The organism is Aeromonas sp. R7-1 (assembly GCF_040908115.1).
Taxonomy (GTDB): domain Bacteria; phylum Pseudomonadota; class Gammaproteobacteria; order Enterobacterales; family Aeromonadaceae; genus Aeromonas; species Aeromonas caviae.
On the sequence record NZ_JBFODD010000051.1, the window covers coordinates 59003 to 77055 of the forward strand.

The following is an 18053-nucleotide window of genomic DNA, read 5'->3' on the forward strand; positions in this document are numbered from 1 at the left end:
ACAGGGCAAGTTTCCCGGCAAACCTTGCCTTGCCAGTCAAACTCACCACACCTTGCGCAATTTTTTGCTCAGGGCGGCATTTTCAGCTACCAGAAGCGCCCTGTTGCAGCTGATAGAGGCGGATATTGAGCGCTTTCAGATCATTTTCCAGGCTCTTGAGCTCGGCTGCTGTGATGGGCTCCTGAGAGGCTTTTCTCGCCTCCAGTTCATCCAGGCGCAGACTGAACGGGATGTTTTGCATCAGGTTCTTCTGCACTTCGTAGAGCTGGGATTTGAGGTAGGAGATGGTCACCGTCTTGCGCTGGCGCTCCAGCTCCAGCAGCTGATCAAGCAGGGCATCCACCCCGGCGCGGGCATCCAGATAGGTGGGCACGCTAATGACATCCCCCTGCTGACTGCCAAGCTGCGCCTGCCACTGTTTGTCCAGCGCCTTGACCGCCAGCGAGTCGGGATAGAGCATCGAGAGCGAGTTGCGCAGTCCCTCGCCGTAGCGATACCAGTAGAGCGGCGACGTCTGCTCGAGCCGGGTCAACTGGTTCTGGTAGCGGGCCACCAGATCGCTCTCCATGTTCAGCAGGGTCTGCTCCCCCAGCACGATGCGCGCCTGGCGAATGTCGTCGTAGCTGAGGGCTCGGGGCAGCTCGGCGGCCGGCTGTACCAGGCGCTGGGCCGCCACGGTTTTCTCCTGCTGATGTTGCTGCCAGCCGAGCCACCCCATCACTGGCAGGGCGCAGCTGAGCAGGCCGCAGCCAAACCAGAACCAGGCGGGGCGCTGCCGGCGGTGCTGCTCAATCTTCAGCACGGTCGGCTTGACCTGCCCCTTCTCGCGCCCCACCAGAATGCTGCCCTGAGGCAGGTGCGGGGTCGATGCCGAAACAGTGCCGCCGTGCTCACTCTCCAGGTCGGACTTGAAGAACACCATGGGCGGGATCTGCAGATCCTCCTTGAGGCCCGGCTCGTCGGAGACGATGACGATCTCGGTCTCATCGAACAGGTGGGTATACCCCTCGATGAAGTGCACCAGATTCTCGACCCGGGGAATGCGGCTCAGATCCGCGTTGTGCAGCTTCTCGCTGATGAGCTGCAGCGCCCGCTCGCAGCGATAGATCAGTCGCTTGTCCTCGTGGCTGATCTGGTACTGACGAATGACGTCGCTGATACGGGCAATGAACCAGTCGAGCATCTCGATGCGGGCCCGCTCCTGATGAACCGGCGGCCAGAAGCTCTCCCACTGGGTGACGATGAGGTTGGCGAGAAACTCGCACCCTTCGGTAAAACCGCTCAGCCCCTGCAGGCGCGAACGCGCCAGGGTGAAGTAGATGGCGGTCTGCAGATCCACCCCGTGTTTTTCGAAGATAAGGCTGGCGAGCTGATGGATCCGCTGCCAGTCCACCTCGGGGCGCGAAGCGTGGCTGAGCTTGTTGATCTCGGCCCGCAGCGCCTCGTACTCCGGCAACATCCTGGGGTCGCGCCCCACTTTCAGGGCCTGCTGACCTTGTTGATTCTGTGACATATGAACTTCCAACGCAGGAAGGGGGCACAACGTGCCCCCGACGCGATCAATAGAGGGATTCGGGCAGTCTGAACTGGCTGAACAGGCCGCCGGTGAAGGGGTTTTGCGCGCTGTCGGTATAGACGCGATAGATCATGGCCCCCTGATCTACCGGGAAGCGCACATCGAAGGTGGCGTCATTGACCTGGGTCAGCTCCCCCTTGTCCATCAGGCGAAACATGGCCCAGGGGCCGACGAAGCCTTCGCTGCGCGGTGAGCGCTCGCGGGCGGCCGGCACCAGGGTGATCTTGCTCTCGGCCCCGTCGCGCATGGTGTTGGGCCATACCAGCGGGATCTTGGTACGGCGGCCATGGGCGTATTCCAGCAACTGGCCGTCCAGGTTCAGCACGCTGCGCCGCTTGTTGGCGGTGAGCTCGATGGGCTCGAGGGCGAACTGCACCTCCAGGTTGCCCTGCTGGCTGAAGAAGATCTGACGGATACGGGCAGCACGGTCCAACTGCTTGACCAGCTCGGCCTGGATGGGCGAGCTGAACTCCCCTTCCATCAGGCCGCTCTCCACCATGGGTTTGAGGTTGACCTGATAGAAGCTGTCCAGCGTCCCGTTGGGTGCGAAGAAGCGCTCCATCTCGGAGAGGGGCACGTCCTTGTTCGAGCTTGGATCAAACGGATAACGACCGGCCAGCTGGCTGTTGAAGGGGGCCAGCACCTTGTCCTGCCACTCCTGATTGAGGGAAGACATGGCAAGATCGATCACCAGTCGCGAGCTCTGCTCGGAGAGCTGACCCACCCAGCGATCGAGCGGGGCCGGCAGACTGCGGGCATATTGCTGCAGGGCGAACACCGGATCGGCGTACTTGTTGGTCATGCGCAGCTGCACCGCTTTCAAGGCAGACTGGCCCGGCTCGGTGGCGTTGACGATGAGCTCCAGGTAGTGCTGCAGCTCCACCAGCTTCTGGTTGACCTCCTGAATGAGCGGTCCCTGCTCACCACGTCCAGCCAATACTCCATTAGTGGCCATAAAGGGACGACCGATGCGGGCGCTGATGGCCTGGGCCGGGTCCCCTTCCACATCGGAGATCTTGCGAATGCGGGTGTTGTCATCCAGCGAGGCCAGTACCCGCTGGAACGGCTGATCGTTGCCGGTGATGGCAGCGAGCACGTCCAGCGCCTGCTCCGGGCTCTCCAGGGTCTGCACGTCCAGATTGGTCAGCAGTTTTTGCCACTGGTTGACGTAATCGGTGACGTAACGGTCGTTGACCTGACGGGTGATCTCCTTGCGATCCGCCTCGCTCAGCTGACTCAGCTTGCGCTGGCCCAGCACCCAGGCATCCATCGCGGTGAGATCGATGAGGGCCTTGTCCTGTTTCAGGAAGAAGTCGTTGAAACCGGGCCAGGTCAGCAGCCGGGGCACCTGGCCAGCGTTGTCGCTGCGCAGGGCAAACACGGTGTCAAAGGTGGGGCCCACCTCGTCACGCACGTTGAGATCCGGCGGCAATACCTCGCCCGCCTTCACCACCAGGTTCTGGTAGACCCGCTGATACATGGGCAGCTTGCCGAGTTCGCGCTGGGCACCGTAGACCGGCTCCTTGAACGGCACGAAGGCGGTGATGGCGGCCTGATCCCGCTCGACCCTGGCGCCATACCAGTTGGTGTGATCGAGGGCATAGTCCAGGTGCCCCATCAGTTGCTCCTGCACCGCCCCCTGCCCCGGGAAGGCCTTCTGCCAGCGGCTCGCCATGTACTGCGCCACCAGCTCCTTGTTGCGACCGGACGCGTCATCCAGCATCCGCATCACCCGCAGGATGGCAAGCTTCTCCTCACTGCCGGCAGGTGCCTGGTTGAGATCCGCCAGCAATCCCTGCATCTGGGCCGGCAGGAAGCGCAGGCTCAACAGTTGCAGGTAGGAACCCTCCACATAAGGACCAATCTCGTCCCCCTGGTAGAGGCCGAGGTCTGCCACCAGCGGCATCCGCTCACGGTAGTTGCCAAAGGAGAGGGTCGCCTCGCGAATGAGGTTGAGGCGCGGCAGCTGACTCACCCCGAAGGCGTGGGCATCGGCCACCTCGTTGGTCTCCATGAAAGCCTGGGCCTTGGTCAGTACGTTGCGGCCCGCCTCCTCGTTGACCCGGTAGAAGTAGTGCCAGCCACCGATGAGGGCTGCCGAGAAGAGCGACAGGCAGCTGAGGCCGATGGCCATGCGGCGCCGGCGATAGAGGGTGTGCAGCCGGTTCTCGCCGGCCAGATGGGCCTCCGGGAAGATGATGGAGGAGAAGAGCTGGCGCACGAAATAGGTGTTGGACTCCCCGCGCAGGGCCGAGTGGATGGGCTCTGGCAGGTTGTAGCGACGGGAGGCCGCCTGGGCAAACGCATCGAACGGCACCCCTTGCTGATAGACGGAGCTGACATAGACCCCGCGCACCAATAGTGGCTTGCTCTCCTCAATGGCCAGGGTCTCGGCCAGCAGGCTGGTCACGTAATCCTTGAGGCCCGCCAGCTGGCGCACGAACGAGAACAGCGCGTTGCGCTGGGCGGCATCGAGCCGGCTCAGCATCAGTTCGGGCAGATTCTGGTTGAGGTTGTCCACCCACTGATCCCAGAACAGGGCCAGATCCTGCTGCCAGTCGGCGCCCGGCTTGAAGGTCACCCCCAGCACGGCCTCCCGGGCCTCCTTGTCGAGCTGCTGGTAGATCACCTCAAAGCCGCGCAGCAGATCGAGCTTGGTGAAGGTGACATAGAGCGGCAACCGGGTATTCATGGTGGCCGACACCTCCTGCAGGCGTGAGCGCATCAGCTGGGCATAAGCCTTGCGCTCGGCCACGCTGGCGTGGGAGAGCCAGGCCAGATCCACGGTCAGCACCAGGCCGTTGAGGGGCTGGCGACGGCGGTGTTCATTGAGCCAGCCAAGCAGATGCAGCCAGAGCCGCTCATGCTTGCGCGCCTGCGGATCCAGTTCGGCTTCGCTCTGGGAGAGCAGCACCCCGGCGGGATCCAGCATCACCGCCTGTTCCCCCAGCCAGCAATCCACCAGCTGATCCTGCGCCACGTCGCGCAGCTCGGTGTCGAGTCTCGGGTTGAGCTTGTTGGCCGGGTTGGCACGGTGAATGAGGCTGCTCTTGCCGCTGCCGGGCAGGCCCAGCACCAGATACCAAGGCATGGCGTAGAGCGCCCCCTTGCCCAGATGGGTATTCAACGCCTGCAGCCAGCGATCGAGGAACAGCGCCTGCCTGTCGATGAGCCCCTTGACCGGATCCTGCTCCAGCACCACCTCGTGCTGACGCTCGGCCTTGAGCTGCTGCATCTTGCGCCACACCCGCCAGGAGACCACTCCCAGCAGCAGCCAGAGCCAGAGCAGGGTGAACACCACCCGCCCCCACAGCGGCTCGAACGGCTTGGCGCCGCGCACCTCGAGACGAGGAGCCAGCCACCACACCAGGATGAGAGCGAGCACCCAGAGCACAGCACCGAGCAGGGGCCAGGAGGGTTTCAATTTCGGCAGCTGTTGCCGCAGAAAAGTAAAAATGGTTTTGAACATAAAATGTGATCCAACTCCGACTCAATGACTCATTTCGGCACTCATTTCGACAACGGCGCCGCCAGGCTCTCCAGGCGGTTGACCAGCCCGGGCTCCCAGTGCGACAACCCAAGGCGACTGGCCTCTTGCCACAAGTGTTGATAGTGCTGGCGCGCAAGCGCCTCCATGCCTTCCTGCGCCAACAGCTCCGCCTGCACCAGCAAGGCGTGGAAGCGATCTCTTGGCTCTTTCAACTGCGCAATCCGCTCATCGAGCAGGGCAAGCGCCGCCGCGACCCCCTGCTCGCCGTGGCGCTGGGCTACCTCCTCGGCCAGCCCCGCCTCGCCACTGCCGACACTGCCGCCCTTGGCCGGTTGCAGCCAGCGGCTGCACTCGGGGGAGAGAAACGGCGAGCCGTCGCTAAAAGCGAGCTCCCGCAGGGCCGGCAGACGCTGCAGAAAAGCGCCGAGCTCCTCGGCGATCGCCTGGGCCACCGCCCCAAAGCCGAGCTTCTGGGCCACCTCGGCCGAGAGCCTGTGCCCTTCGAACCAGTAAGGTGCCAGGGTCAGGCTCTGCTCGATGCGCTGCCAGAGCCCCTGATCAGGGGCGTTCATGGCGGCGCGGTACTCGTCCACCATGTCCGCCGACATGGGTGCCAGCGGGGTTTTATTGCCCGGCCCACTCATGGGGACCGCCGTGATCCCGGCCCAGACGGCGTGACGGCGCAGTCGATAACCCACCGCCGCCTCCGGCTGGCGCTCGATCAGGAGCTCCGCCACCTTGAGCTGGGTCTGGCGCCAGGCGCGATCGTTGGAACTGTCGATGTCGATGCCGACACTGCCGCCACCGCCGCTGAGTACCATGGCGCCGGCACCGCTGGCGGTCGATGCCACCGAGGCTGGGGAGCCCGCTGCCGCCGCGCCGCTGCTCTGGGGCTGCCCTGCGGCATTCGCCTCGGCCTGTGCCACCTGCTGGCGCTGGGCCCGCTTCAGCCCCATCACCAGCGGGTCGAGCAGCTCCCCCTTGTCGGGACACTGGGCCAGCCAGACTCGCTCCAGTTGCTCTGCCTGGGCCAGCAACTGGGCCAGCTCGGCCGCCGAGGCGCTCTCGCAAATGCGCGGCAGGGCCCCTTCGAAGCGCTTGACGATTTGCACCATCAGCCGCTGTTTCTGGCTGGCATTGCCGGGCCAGGCCAGCAGCCAGTAAGCCTTTATCCAGGCCTCCAGCAGGCTGATCGCAGCCCCCAACGGGGTCGCCTTGGCCGGGTGCTGCAGACAGCGCAGAAGCTGGGCCAGCACCCGCATGTCCTTGGTGCGGCTCTCCAGCAAGCCGAGGCACGCCTCGGCTACCGCATTGAGATCCACCTGGCTGTGAGCGAGGGAGCCCAGCTTGACCAGTTCGGTCTCCACGTAGTCCCAGCGCGGCTCGTCGGCCAGCACGGCGCCTCTTATCTGTTCATCCGGCAGGCTGGTGAGCAGGCGTGCACACCAGGGGTGTTGATAGCTCATCGTCCCCCCTACCAGCGGCACTGCTGACGCAGCGGTGCCAGCGCCTCTTTCAGGCCGCTCAGGTCGACCCGCAAGAGGGCACCGTTGTCGGCCCGCACCTGCAGCTCGCGATGGCCCTGCCAGCGCTTGAGCTCCTCGATGGCAGGCAGACCGCGGCCATATTCCAGCAGCAGACCCTGATCCCTGATAAACCAGCTCTGGGAACCGGCACTCGGCTGACCATCCAGCTCGACCTGCACTTTCTCGCCGCTCCAGGGCTGATCCAGCCGCAACCGGATATGGGTGATGCTGTCGACGCAGCCGATGGAGAGCGTCGCCCCGCGCAGTGCCGGGCGGGTGAGGGTTTCACTGCCACTGCCGGCGTCACTTTGCAGCAGGAAGGGCGCGCTCGCTGGCGTGCGGGCCTGTTCCTGGGCCCAGATGGCCTGCCAGGCCGCCGACTTGGGGGCGGCCCCTTCGGCGGCACTGGCCGCGCCATTGCCGATGGCGTCGTAGCAGGCGAGCCGCACCAGCGGCGAGGGCTCCTGCCGGCAGGCCTGCCAGCGCGCCATGTCCAGCGGGACCTCGGCCGCACTGGTGGCCAGCAGCAGCGGTAACAAGCCGAGGATGCTCATCAGTTCACCTCCAGTTTCTGGCACTTGTGATCCAGGGTGCGCTTGGGAATATTGAGGCTCTCGGCCACCAGCATCCGATTGCCCTGGAAGTGGCGCAGCCGCGCCTCGATGACGGAAGCCTCGTACTGCTGCATGGCCCGGCGCAGATCGCGGATGTGGTTGTAATCGTCCATGGTGCTGGGCAACTCGACGCATACCCGCTCGCGCAGCTCCGGCGGCAGCGCCTCCAGCCCCACCTCCTCCCCGTGACGGGTATGAGCACAGGCCACCTCCAAGAGGTTTCGCAGCTCGCGCACGTTGCCGGGAAAGTCATAGGTCTGCAGCTGTTTCAAGAACTTGCGCTGCAAGCCGGCGAGCGTCTTGCCATCCTGGGCGGCAAACTGGGCCATGAAGTGCTGGCACAAGAGCGGCACATCATCCATGTGTTCGCGCAAGGGGGCGATCAACAGCAGGCACTGACAGAGACGGTGGTAGAGATCGGCCCGAAACTGCCCCTCCTCCACATGGCGGGTGAGCGGCTGATGGGTAGCGGCGATGAGGCGAAAATCGGAGTGATACTCCTGCTCGGCCCCAAGCGGCCGGTAACTGCGGGTTTCCAGCACCCGCAGCAGCTTGGCCTGCATGGCGGCGGGCATGTCCCCCACCTCGTCCAGAAACAGGGTGCCGCCGTTGGCCTGAGCCACCAGCCCGGTCTTGTTGGCAAGGGCGCCGGAGAAGGCCCCCTTCTGGTAACCGAACAGCTCGCTCTCGATGAGGTTCTCCGGGATGGCGGCGCAGTTGATGGCCACAAAGGGCTTGTTGGCGCGATCGGAACACTGGTGCACCAGCCGTGCCACCACCTCCTTGCCGCTGCCGGTCTCCCCCTGGATCAGCACGGTCAGCTTGTGTTGGCCGGCTTGGCTTATCTGCTCGCGCAGCCCGCGGATCACCGCCGACTGGCCGACCAGCTGATCGCCGAGCAGCTTCTCGTGTTGACGCAGCCGCTCCCCCTCCCCCTTTATCTGGCGCAGGGAGTCGCGCAGTACACCCTGATCCCGCCGGCTGCGACCGAGATCGCGAATGAGGGTGAGCTGGTTGCAAAAGACCTGGGAGAGCTGGGCCAGCTCGGGGCCGTCGGCCCAGGCCCGCAGCACCTCCCCTTCATCCATCAGGGCCAGCACGGCAAACGGCTTGCCGTTGCCATCCAGCAGCGGATAGGCGTGCAGGCCGCACTGCTGGCCAAGGTTGGCCAGCAGTGCGCGAAAACCGGCGTGCTCGATGCGGGCACCGCCGTAGAGGGAGTCCCAGGTGCGGGACTGGGCCTTGTGCAGCACATAGGCAAGGGGGTGGGAAAAATCGTCCACCGCCAGCCCCAGCGCCACCTCCTTCCCCCTGACCCAGCCTTTGCACTCCAGCTGACGGCCGCTCACATCCAGCATGCCGAGCAGCAGCCCCTTGGGCTGGAAGCTGGCATGAAGGGTCGAGCTCCACCAGTGGCACAGGTGCGGCTCATCGCGCTGGGCAGTGAGGGCCAGGGCAAATGCGAGGGCTTGCTCCATACTCAAGCCCCCACCTCGGCCACGAACTGGTGATCGGCCACGGAAAAGTGGACGCGCTTGATGGGGTCACCGGCCGAGAGGCGCTGCAGCAGTTGCAGGGAGACCGGCGGCAGCAGGGCACCGTCGATGACGGATTCGAGCATGCGGGCACCGTTCTCGCTGCGATTGGCCCGCAGCAGGATCTCTTCTGCCACCTCGTCGTCCAGCACCACTTCGGCGCCGAAGCGCTCCTTGAGCAGCTTGACCAGCCGGTTGAGCTTGCCGCCCACGATCTGCACCAAGGTGTCGTGACCGAGCGGCAGATAAGGGATCACCTCCATGCGCGCCAGCAGGGCCGGCTTGAAGAAGGCGGCGAGCTCCGGATAGAGGGCATCCAGCAGCACGTCGGGCTGCTCGGCATGGTCGACGATGGTCTGGAAACCGAGGTTGGAAGTGAGGAAGAAGACCACGTTCTTGCAGTCGATGATGCGCCCTTCCCCATCCGCCAGCTCGCCCTTGTCGAACGCCTGATAGAAGAGGTTGAGCACATCCGGGTGCGCTTTTTCCACTTCATCCAGCAGCACCACAGAGTAGGGTTTCTGACGGATCGCCTCGGTCAGCACGCCCCCCTCGCCGAAACCGACGTAGCCGGGCGGCGAGCCGATCAGGCGGGAGACGGTGTGCTTCTCCTGATACTCGGACATGTTGATGGTGGTCAGGTACTGGCGGCCACCGAACATCAGCTCGGCAATCTGCAGCACGGTTTCGGTCTTGCCGACCCCGCTCGGCCCCACCAGCAGGAAGGCGCCGAGCGGGCGGCCGGGCCGACGCAGGTCAGCGCGGGCGGTCAGCAGGTGCTTGTGCAGGTGGGCCACCGCCACATCCTGCCCCTTGATCAGCTCGCCGAGGTATTCCGGCAGACGGGTCACCACATCCAGCTCCCCCTGGGAGATGCGATTGAGCGGCACCCCGGTCCACTCGGCGATGACGGCGGCAATCTGGGTCTTGTCGACGTGAGCGGAGACCAGCACTTCTCCTTGCTGCAGCTCGGCCAGCTCGCGCTCGAGGGTGGCCAGCTGCTCGGCAGCGGCCTTCGGATCGAGCGGTGCATCGGCGAGATCCAGCGCCTCTCTGGCCAGCATCTCATCCTGCTGATCGGCCAGCAGGGCTGCGCGCAGCTCGACAATCTGGTGCACCAACCCTTGCTGTTGCTGCCAGCGGGCCTCCTGCTCGGCCAGCTCTTCACGGCAAGCCTGCTGGGCCGCCTGCAACTCGGCCAGGCGCTCTGCGTTGTCACCAAGACCAATCAGGCTCTGGCGCTCCAGCTGGCGGATCTCCAGCTCGCGCTGGCGCAGCGCATTTTGCAGGTGGCTGACCGCGCGCGGCGGCGTGGTGAGGTTGATGGCCACCCGGGCACAGGCGGTATCGAGCACGTCAATCGCCTTGTCCGGCAGCTGACGGCCAGAGATGTAACGGGCGGAGAGCTGGGCGGCAGCCTGCAGCGCCTCCTCATCGATCAGCACCCCGTGGGCCTTCTCGTAGATGCTGCGCAGGCCGCGCAGGATCACGGTGGCCTCGTCGGCATCGGGTTCACCAACCTTCACCAGCTGGAAGCGGCGCGACAGGGCCGCGTCTTTTTCCACGTATTTCTTGTACTCACCCCAGGTGGTGGCGGCGATGGTGCGCAGCTCGCCCCGGGCCAGCGCCGGCTTGATGAGGTTGGAGACATCCAGCCCGCCGGCCTGGTTGCCGGCCCCGATCAGGGTGTGCGCCTCGTCGATGAACAGGATGACAGGTTGCACGGCGTCCTTGACCTCCTGCATCACCCCCTTGAAGCGCTTCTCGAACTCCCCCTTGACCGAGGCGCCGGCCTGCATGGCGCCGAGATCCAGGGTCATCAGCTCGACCCCGCGCAGCTTTTCGGGCACCTGGCCCGCCACCATGCGCAGAGCCAGCCCCTCGATGAGGGCGCTCTTGCCGACACCGGCCTCCCCCACGACTATGGGGTTGTTCTTGCGACGACGGGAGAGGATGTCGATCATCAGATCGATTTCGTGATCCCGGCAGAGCACGGGATCCAGGCTGCCCTGGCGGGCCTGTTCAGTCACATTGACGGTAAAGCGGGCCAGCAGACTGGCATCGGCCGGCAGGGCGGCCTGGGCCGTCTTGCCGCCGGGGGTAGTGGTGACTTGCGTCTCGGCGGACTCCTTGACCCACTCGTCAAACTGCTGGCGCAGCAGCTCGCGATTGACCTTGGCGAGCAGGCGGGTCACCGAGCCCGGCAGGTAGCGCTGGGGGGTCATCAGCAGCACCAGCAGCATGACGCCGCTGCGCAGCTGGGCGTGTTGCAGCTCGGCAGAGGCGAGCAGCCAGCTGTCTTGCAGCCACTCCACCAGCATGGGCGAGAAGGAGGGGTAACCCTGGCCATAACCGTTGTCAGCCGGCGAGGGTTGCAGCAGGGCCTTCAACTCTTCAACGTCGACCTCGGCCACCTTCAGGATCTGGCGCACGTCGCTCAGCGGGGTCTCCAGCATCTTGAGCAGCAGGTGCTCGATGCGGATCTCGGCTCCCTGGTGATTGACACAGAGGGCCGCGGCCTCCTCCAGCATGTGACGGCAGATGGGGTTGAGTCTTTCCACCAGTACTGGTAGCTCTATACGAATCAAGGCGTGCTCTCCTTAGTATTTTATTTTAATAATTCGCCCAGTTGACGCAGAACGTCCTGGGTCTGGTTATTGAGTTGGTGGTGATAGAGGCCGAAGATCAGCGCCAGGATCAACGCCCCGCCCATGAACAGGCTGCGCAGGGAAACCTGCTTGCGCAGCTGATAGCGGGAGGCCTGCTGCCCCAGATCGAGGTGAAACACGCTGGGCGCCTCGCCGCCGGCCTCGGGGGCCAACTGCTTGTGCAGCTGGCGCACGATGCGCTCGAACTCTCCCCGCCCCTGGCTCATCACCTTGTAACGCCCTTCGAAACCGAGGCACAGACAGAGGTAGATGAACTCCAGAATGTCGCGATAACGCACCGGGTCTTCCTGCAGGCGGGCCAGCAGCACGAACACCTTCTCGCCGCCCCAGGTCTCGTTGTGAAAGCGGGTCAGCAGGGAGTGCTCGGACCATTCGCTCTGACTGCCCCAGTCGCGGCCCATCACGGCCTCGTCGATGAAGGTGCAGAGGATGTAGCGAAACGACAGCACCACCCCGTTCTCGTAGCCCTGGGCCATCAGCTCCTGCTCGATGGCCTGGATCTCGGTCACCACCCGCTGATAGAGCTCGGGCACCCGGTCGTAGCGCGACAGCAGCCGTACCCGCTGCACCAGCCCCAGCAAGGGGGTCACCGCATCGATCATCGGGTTGATGCTCTGGCCGCGCAGGCGGAACCAGTAGTCCGAATCCATGTCCAGCTGCTCGGCATGATCGAACAGCAGGTCGCTGAGTTGCTCGTTCTTGATAATGTCCGTGGTCATCTCTGCTTATTCCTTGGTGCGATCACTGGCTGCGAATGGCCCAGAGCTGCATGTCGAGCTCGGGGAAGTCGCCGGCGATGTGGAAGGCAAGGGTGTTGCCCACCGCCAGCATCTGCCAGGCCGGGCTCTGCCGGTCGAGCTGGAAGTAGCTGTAACCGGCGTGATAGGGCAGCTGGCGCGGCGCCACTGGCAGCGGCAGCAGCGGAATGCCGGGCAGTTGCAGGCTGATGAGCTCGCGGATCTTGTCGCTGGAGGCCACCTTGGTCTGCTGCAGCAGCTGTTTGCGCAGCTGCTCCTGCGGCATGCGGGCACGCACCGCCAGCACGAAGTCGGCGCTCTGCATCAGCTCGCTCTCGTTGACCATGGCCACCATGATGCCGTACTGGTGCTTGCGCAGCTGGATGGAGACGGCGCGCGGCGACAGCACGGTGCTGAGCGCCTGGCGCAGGGCCAGCATCACCGGCTCGAAGCTCACCTGCTGATCGTCGTGGCGATAGGCGGGGAACTCGGGCGGCAGACGGGACTCGTCGGTAAAGGTCATCAGCTCGCCACAGATCTGCACCAGCGCCTCATGCAGCCGCTCGGGGTGCAGGGTGCCAAGGCGCGCCAGATGGGAGAGCTGGGGCTGGGCCCGGTTGAGCAGTTGCAGCATCATGAACTCGGCCACGTCGGCCACCCCCTGCTGGCCCGGCGCCGCGATGCGCTGGGAGAGGCTGCGGGCCCGCTCGGCCACCAGGCCAGCCGACTCGCCGAGGAAGCGCTTGAGGGTCGGGATGGCGGAGACGCTGATGCTGCAGGGCATGAAGTTGGGATCCAGCACCAGGCCGCCGTCCGGACGCTTGTCCAGAATGCGGGCAATCGCCAAAGAGGCGTAGGCGCTGCGATCTTCCCGCTCCAGCATCAGTCGCAGGCTGACCCGCCCCACTTCGAGGGAGACCACGTCCCCCCCTTCGCTGTGCAGATCGCGCACGTCGTGGCGATGGGCCTGCAACCGGGTGGCCACCTGACCGCCCTGATTGACCTCGTTGACGCCGCTCACCGAGAGCGGCAGCGCCAGATAGACCTTCTGGTTGGCCACCGAGGCGTCGGTGACTTCCAGCGGGGTCGGTAGCACGTCGTCATTGGGGATGTTGAATACGGTACCGTCCGGCAGGATGCCGGTGGCCCCCACCAGGGCGATGCGACCAAACCCCAGGTAGTCCTCGTTGATGGCGAGCGACTGCAAGCCATAGAAATAGTCGGACAGCGCGCTCAGGCGAGCGTGCAGCGCGTAATCCGAATGTCTTTGTTGTTGCTGGAAGTGCTGGGGCTTGATGAACAGCCCCTCACGCCAGATAACCCGATTTCGACTCGACATGGTTATTCTTCTTCTTTTTGCAGTTCCACTTCATCCAGGCGCAGGTGCACCAGGATTTGATAAGCCGTTCCCTTGCTCTTGATCTTGATGACCTTGCGCCACTCGGCGCTGTCGGGGTCGGCGTAGCGTGCGATCACCCCGATGTAACGGGTCTTCTCGTCGAGCTTGATGGGGGGCAGGTATTTGAACTGGCCCGGCAGCAGGGTGTAGTCCTGATGGTCCAGGTAGTTCTTGCCAAGGGCCTTCTCCACGTCCGCAGTCACCTGGTCATAGTCGGTGGCGAGCAGCTTGGAATCTTCCGCCAGCAGCACCACCTGAAACTCGATGGGCGCCGCCTCCCCGCTCTCGTTGGGGTTGACGTCAGGCTCCGCCAGCAGACTCAGCCCCAGGGTGGAGGGCTGATCATTATTGCTGCCCACCTGGATATCCGGGTTCATGGCCACATCGGCCATCTTGCCCATGGTGGTACAACCTGCCAGGGCCAGCAGCGCGGCGCCCAGCATCAGCGCTCGTATCATCAAATCAGTCCCTGTTGCTGACGCACGGCCTGGTCATAGGCCTGGGCATACACCTGGTGGAACAGCTTGTCGAACCCCTGCTGGCGGGCGGAGGTGAGCTCGCGGTAGTAGTGCTGATACATGTCCCAGGCCCAGCCTTCGTCGGCCGTGCCCGGTGCACCGCTGCGGCGGTATTGCTCGAAGCGCCCCAGCAGGGCCTGCGGCGAAAACGCCTGCAGGATGCTGTCGAGCGCCGCGCCGATGGCCTGCTGGTTAGCCACATGGTGGATGCGCACGTTGTGCAGGCTCTCGGCCACCGCCGCCGGCGCGCTCAGGTGGACCGGGCTCTTCTGCTCGGCAAACAACACCGCCAGGGTCTCGTCATAATCAAGGCCCAGGCGCAGCGGGTTGTCCTCGATGGGGCGCAAGTGCTTGTCCGCCAGCGCCGCCTGTTCGTTTTGCAACTGCAGCAGCCCCTCCACCATGGCCCGCACCGTCTTGCCCATCTCTTCGAGCATGTCGTGGGCCTGCTGGGTGTCCTGCAATTGCAAGGGTTGGCCCAGGCCACGCATCAGCGGGGTCAGGGCTACGTGATCGACGCCGTCCAGCGACAGCGGGTAATCGGGATGGTTCTCGATGGCGGGCATATCCAGAAATTCTTGGTTCATGGTGTTCTCGACAGCAGAAAAAGGGGCAAGAGGGGGGACGTCCACATCCGGTTGTGAACGCAGTGAAGCCTGCAGGCGACCGTCCGCCAGCGGGCCATCCATCAACGGATTGGGCGCCCTGCGATCCTGCTGCAATGCCAGCAAGGGATCGGCCGCCAGGGTGCGCGGATCGTCTGCGGGCGCAACGGGCTCATCGCTGGTTAGCCACTCGTCGAGCTGCTCGGTGGGGCGGTTGCCCAGCACCTGTTGCAGGCTCTGCTCGGGGGTGATGGCCCCCAAGTAGGCGCGCAGCCGGAACGGGCCGACCACGAGCTCGTCCCCCTGCTCCAGATGCACCTTGCGGGCCCGCCCGATGGGCGAGGTGGCACCGTTGATATAGGTCTGGCCGCTCAGATCGCACAGGCAGAAGCGACCGTCGTTGAGCTCGATGCGGGCGTGGGCGGGCATGACGGCCCCCAGCCTGTCGCGCAGTTGCCAGTCATCCTGTTCGGAGGCCCCCAGGGTCCCCCCCATCTCGTCGAAGCGGTACTGCACCTGCTGGCTGCCGTCGAGCTGTTCGCTGTTGAGCACCACCAGGGAAAGTTGCTGGTTAAAATCGTCCACAGTTACTCCTGCACTGATTCCTGTAGTTAAATTTTCTGCGCTGCTGATCTCTGCACTTATTCCTGCACTTATTCCTGCACACAAATGGTCACAAACGGATCACTCGGCGGCTGGCCGAGAAAGGTACTCCACCCCAGGCGGGCACTCTGCTCTTCCCCCAGCCTCAGTCCCCTCGCCTGCTCCTGGCCGAAACCCAGCCGCAGATCCCAGGCCAGCTGATCGCGCAGGATGAAGGAGACAAAGGTCACCAGAGCCTGGAAGTGCTCCCCGTTCGGCAGAAAGCCGAGAAACTGGCCAAAGCTCAGGTTGTTGATCTTCAACAAGAACTTGCCGGCACAGTCATTCACCTTGTCGCCGATGACAAAATCGCTCCCCAAGGTGGCGCAGGCGCCGCCGAGGCGATTTTGCTGATCCTGATGAATAGGCACCTTGCGCCACTGCCAGGCGCTCACCTGCACATCGGCCAGATCGAAGCAGTGGGCCACCAGACCGGCCACCACCTCGGGGGAGCGGCTGGGGCTGGCCAGCATGCCCGCATAGGAGAGCATCTTGGCCCGGTTGACCGGCAGGCTCTGGCAGACTGCCTCGTTGCCAAGCCCCACCAGGGCGAACATCAGACGGGAGAAACCATCCTCGCCGTTGTCCTGAAACCGCACGTGGTAGCGATACTTGCGCCAGATCCGGTGCAGCAGGGTCAGCAGACGGTGGTGGAAGAAGTCCAGGAACAGACCGAGCTTCTGCTCCCCCTGGGCGTACTCCCACGCCAGCGAATCGAGGTAATAACCGGGCATCGGCGACTGACTGCCGTGCAGGCCGAGGAAGGCCACCTCCAGCTCGTGGCGCCCCTGCCCGTCCCGGCCAATCTGCAGCACGTCGCTGGTGGGGAAGCCCAGGGAGGCGGTCGCCTTGAAGCGGATGTGCTCGTCACCGGGCAGGTAGTCGAGCCCTCGCTCCTGATCGGCACCATCGAGCCGGTTGAGCAGCTCAACCAGCTGGAAGAAGTTGAAGCGGGGCGCCTCCCGGGCGGCGCTCACATCAGGGAGTGCTGACCGATCTGGACTGGCCATTGGTAGCGCTCCTTGTTGTCGAGATTGACCACCTCAAGCAGGTGGAAGGCGTTGACGCTGGCATAGAGCGAGAAGAAGTGGGCCAGCACGGTGCTGAACAGATAGAGCTCCCCTTCGCTGCCAAAGGCGGACTGGCGGATGGAAAGCACCGACTTGAGCCCCCGCACCGGCATGCCGCGCACCAGCCTGTCCACCGGCTTGGTCTCGATCTCCTCGATCCCCGCCAGCCGCTTGCGCGAGGCCTGCTCCGCCTGTTTGTCGTGCAGGGCCGGAAAATCGTAGGTGCGCAGCACCTGCACCAGGGCATCGCGGCGCAGCAGGGAGACATAGTTGAGGGAGAGGTTGGAGATCAGCGTCCAGTGCAGACTGCCGTCCAGCGCCGGGCGCAGCGGTCGGGTCGGCCGGATCAGGTTGCGGAAGGTGGCAAAGGAGGGCGAGCTGCCGGTGGGTACGCAGACGCTGCCCACCTTGAGACGGGCGGCGCGGGAGCGGTTGGTGCAGGTGAGCGTCACCGAAATGGATTCATCCAGTTCGACCGTGGTGGTTTCATCCCCGCGCACGAACGAGAGGCTGTGCTCGAAACCATCCCCGCTCACCGCCTCCTTGACCCGCACCCGGTAGTAGAGCGCCAACCGCTGTTTGGCCCGCTCGATCTGGTGCTGGAAGCTCTCGAATGGCTGATAGATGCGCGGCGTACCGCGGGAGCGGCCGAGGTTCCCCTCGACCCAGCCTTCCACCTGATCCACCGAGAAGATCTCGAAGCTGTCGGCGTGGCGATAGCTCGCCTTGAGGGGGTACTCCGCCTGACGGCCATTGAGATTGACCGGCTCGCTGTCGTGCTGGAACAGGTTGATGGCCGGCACGCAGTTGAGCATGAAGGAGTCGGGACGGATCTTGAGCTCCGCCGGCAGCGGCCGGTCGAAGCAGAAGTGCACCTTGAATTCGCTCACCGGCAACGGCTGCTTGGGCCACTCGCCACCGGAGAGTTCGAAGAAGAGGAAGCTTTCCGGGAAGCAGAAATACTCCTGCAGGATCCGGTAGCCGGAATAGACGTTGTTCGGGTAGGGCAAGAGCGCATCGCCGCGCTCGAAGCCGACCGGTTTGAGGGCCTTGGCCTCCTGGCGAAAGCGCTTGCCGTCGATCTCCAGCTCGATATGGGAGAGCTGGTTGGAGAGCCAGAAGTAGAGCTCATAGGCGGTGTAGCTGTCACCACCAAGGAAGAAGCGCAGCTTGTCCAGCTGCAACTCGCTAAGCGGCAGAGGGGCATGCAGGGCGATGTCCAGCGAGATGGTGGAGAGATCGTTGCCGCTCTGGGCGGCGATATGACGGATATCGGCCGGATAGACCCAGGTATCGTGACAGGTCTGGAAATGACAGGTCACCTCGTCCAGGGGCAGGCTGTCGAGCTGACAACCTTGCCTGACCAGCGCCGGCTGGGCGATGGCCCCCGGAATGACCGAAAACTGCATGATGGTCATGCTGGGCACGGGACGCAGGTAGTTGGGCCAGAGCATGTTGAGCAGACCGTGGGTCAGCTCGGGAAACTCATCCTCAATCTTGGCGCGCAGGTTGCCCGTGAGGAAGGCGAACCCCTCCAGCAGGCGCTCCACGTCCGGATCGGTGTTCTGCTCCGACAGAAAGCGGGTGAGCTCGGGATAGGCGTCGGCAAATTCGCGCCCTTGCAGGCGCAAAAAAGCCAGTTCATCCCTGAAGTAATGTTCCAGCGACATTG

At 64.3% G+C, this 18053-nt stretch carries 12 protein-coding genes; all 12 read right to left on the reverse strand.

Features of this window, described 5'->3' with window-relative positions; genetic code table 11:
* Window positions 1–82: 82 nt before the first annotated feature.
* Window positions 83–1513 carry a VasL domain-containing protein gene (locus AB5Y51_RS14730; RefSeq protein WP_368178658.1) on the reverse strand — a complete coding sequence of 477 codons (1431 nt, stop codon included), beginning with the start codon at window positions 1511–1513 and terminating at the stop codon, window positions 83–85.
* Window positions 1514–1559: 46 nt separating this feature from the next.
* Window positions 1560–5045 (reverse strand): type VI secretion system membrane subunit TssM, encoded by a 3486-nt coding sequence (gene tssM / locus AB5Y51_RS14735; RefSeq protein ID WP_368178659.1) that lies wholly within the window; start codon window positions 5043–5045, stop codon window positions 1560–1562.
* 41 nt (window positions 5046–5086) lie between these two features.
* Window positions 5087–6532: a type VI secretion system protein TssA gene (gene tssA, locus AB5Y51_RS14740; protein WP_368178660.1), complete on the reverse strand. Its 1446-nt coding sequence runs from the start codon at window positions 6530–6532 to the stop codon at window positions 5087–5089.
* 8 nt (window positions 6533–6540) lie between these two features.
* Window positions 6541–7146: a type VI secretion system-associated protein VasI gene (vasI, locus tag AB5Y51_RS14745; protein WP_368178661.1), complete on the reverse strand. Its 606-nt coding sequence runs from the start codon at window positions 7144–7146 to the stop codon at window positions 6541–6543.
* Window positions 7146–8684, reverse strand: coding sequence for a sigma-54-dependent transcriptional regulator VasH (gene vasH / locus AB5Y51_RS14750; RefSeq protein ID WP_323902171.1), 1539 nt, complete (start codon window positions 8682–8684; stop codon window positions 7146–7148). Before vasH ends, vasI begins: the two co-directional genes overlap by 1 nt.
* A 2-nt stretch (window positions 8685–8686) precedes the next feature.
* Window positions 8687–11329: a type VI secretion system ATPase TssH gene (gene tssH / locus AB5Y51_RS14755; protein ID WP_368178662.1), complete on the reverse strand. Its 2643-nt coding sequence runs from the start codon at window positions 11327–11329 to the stop codon at window positions 8687–8689.
* Between the two features lie 20 nt (window positions 11330–11349).
* Window positions 11350–12129, reverse strand: coding sequence for a type IVB secretion system protein IcmH/DotU (gene icmH / locus AB5Y51_RS14760; RefSeq protein ID WP_041215372.1), 780 nt, complete (start codon window positions 12127–12129; stop codon window positions 11350–11352).
* 22 nt (window positions 12130–12151) lie between these two features.
* Window positions 12152–13486: a type VI secretion system baseplate subunit TssK gene (gene tssK / locus AB5Y51_RS14765; RefSeq protein WP_128272051.1), complete on the reverse strand. Its 1335-nt coding sequence runs from the start codon at window positions 13484–13486 to the stop codon at window positions 12152–12154.
* 2 nt (window positions 13487–13488) lie between these two features.
* Window positions 13489–14004 (reverse strand): type VI secretion system lipoprotein TssJ, encoded by a 516-nt coding sequence (tssJ, locus tag AB5Y51_RS14770; protein WP_041215374.1) that lies wholly within the window; start codon window positions 14002–14004, stop codon window positions 13489–13491.
* On the reverse strand, window positions 14004–15254 hold the full coding sequence (tagH, locus tag AB5Y51_RS14775) for a type VI secretion system-associated FHA domain protein TagH (RefSeq protein WP_323881874.1): 1251 nt from the start codon (window positions 15252–15254) through the stop codon (window positions 14004–14006). Before tagH ends, tssJ begins: the two co-directional genes overlap by 1 nt.
* 68 nt (window positions 15255–15322) lie before the next feature.
* The gene (gene tssG, locus AB5Y51_RS14780; protein ID WP_368178663.1) at window positions 15323–16321 is read right to left on the reverse strand and encodes a type VI secretion system baseplate subunit TssG; all 999 of its coding nucleotides are present in this window, start codon (window positions 16319–16321) and stop codon (window positions 15323–15325) included.
* On the reverse strand, window positions 16285–18051 hold the full coding sequence (tssF, locus tag AB5Y51_RS14785; protein WP_319891378.1) for a type VI secretion system baseplate subunit TssF: 1767 nt from the start codon (window positions 18049–18051) through the stop codon (window positions 16285–16287). The genes tssG and tssF overlap by 37 nt, the downstream gene beginning before the upstream one ends.
* Window positions 18052–18053 lie beyond the last annotated feature (2 nt).

Excerpts from the sequence above, each read along its gene's own strand:
- tssK (WP_128272051.1), bottom strand. The coding sequence starts at position 13,486 with ATGTCGAGTCGAAATCGGGTTATCTGGCGTGAGGGGCTGTTCATCAAG.
- vasI (WP_368178661.1), bottom strand. The coding sequence starts at position 7,146 with ATGAGCATCCTCGGCTTGTTACCGCTGCTGCTGGCCACCAGTGCGGCC.
- tssJ (WP_041215374.1), bottom strand. The coding sequence starts at position 14,004 with ATGATACGAGCGCTGATGCTGGGCGCCGCGCTGCTGGCCCTGGCAGGT.
- tssF (WP_319891378.1), bottom strand. The coding sequence starts at position 18,051 with ATGTCGCTGGAACATTACTTCAGGGATGAACTGGCTTTTTTGCGCCTG.
- AB5Y51_RS14730 (WP_368178658.1), bottom strand. The coding sequence starts at position 1,513 with ATGTCACAGAATCAACAAGGTCAGCAGGCCCTGAAAGTGGGGCGCGAC.
- vasH (WP_323902171.1), bottom strand. The coding sequence starts at position 8,684 with ATGGAGCAAGCCCTCGCATTTGCCCTGGCCCTCACTGCCCAGCGCGAT.
- tssG (WP_368178663.1), bottom strand. The coding sequence starts at position 16,321 with ATGGCCAGTCCAGATCGGTCAGCACTCCCTGATGTGAGCGCCGCCCGG.
- tssM (WP_368178659.1), bottom strand. The coding sequence starts at position 5,045 with ATGTTCAAAACCATTTTTACTTTTCTGCGGCAACAGCTGCCGAAATTG.
- icmH (WP_041215372.1), bottom strand. The coding sequence starts at position 12,129 with ATGACCACGGACATTATCAAGAACGAGCAACTCAGCGACCTGCTGTTC.
- tssA (WP_368178660.1), bottom strand. The coding sequence starts at position 6,532 with ATGAGCTATCAACACCCCTGGTGTGCACGCCTGCTCACCAGCCTGCCG.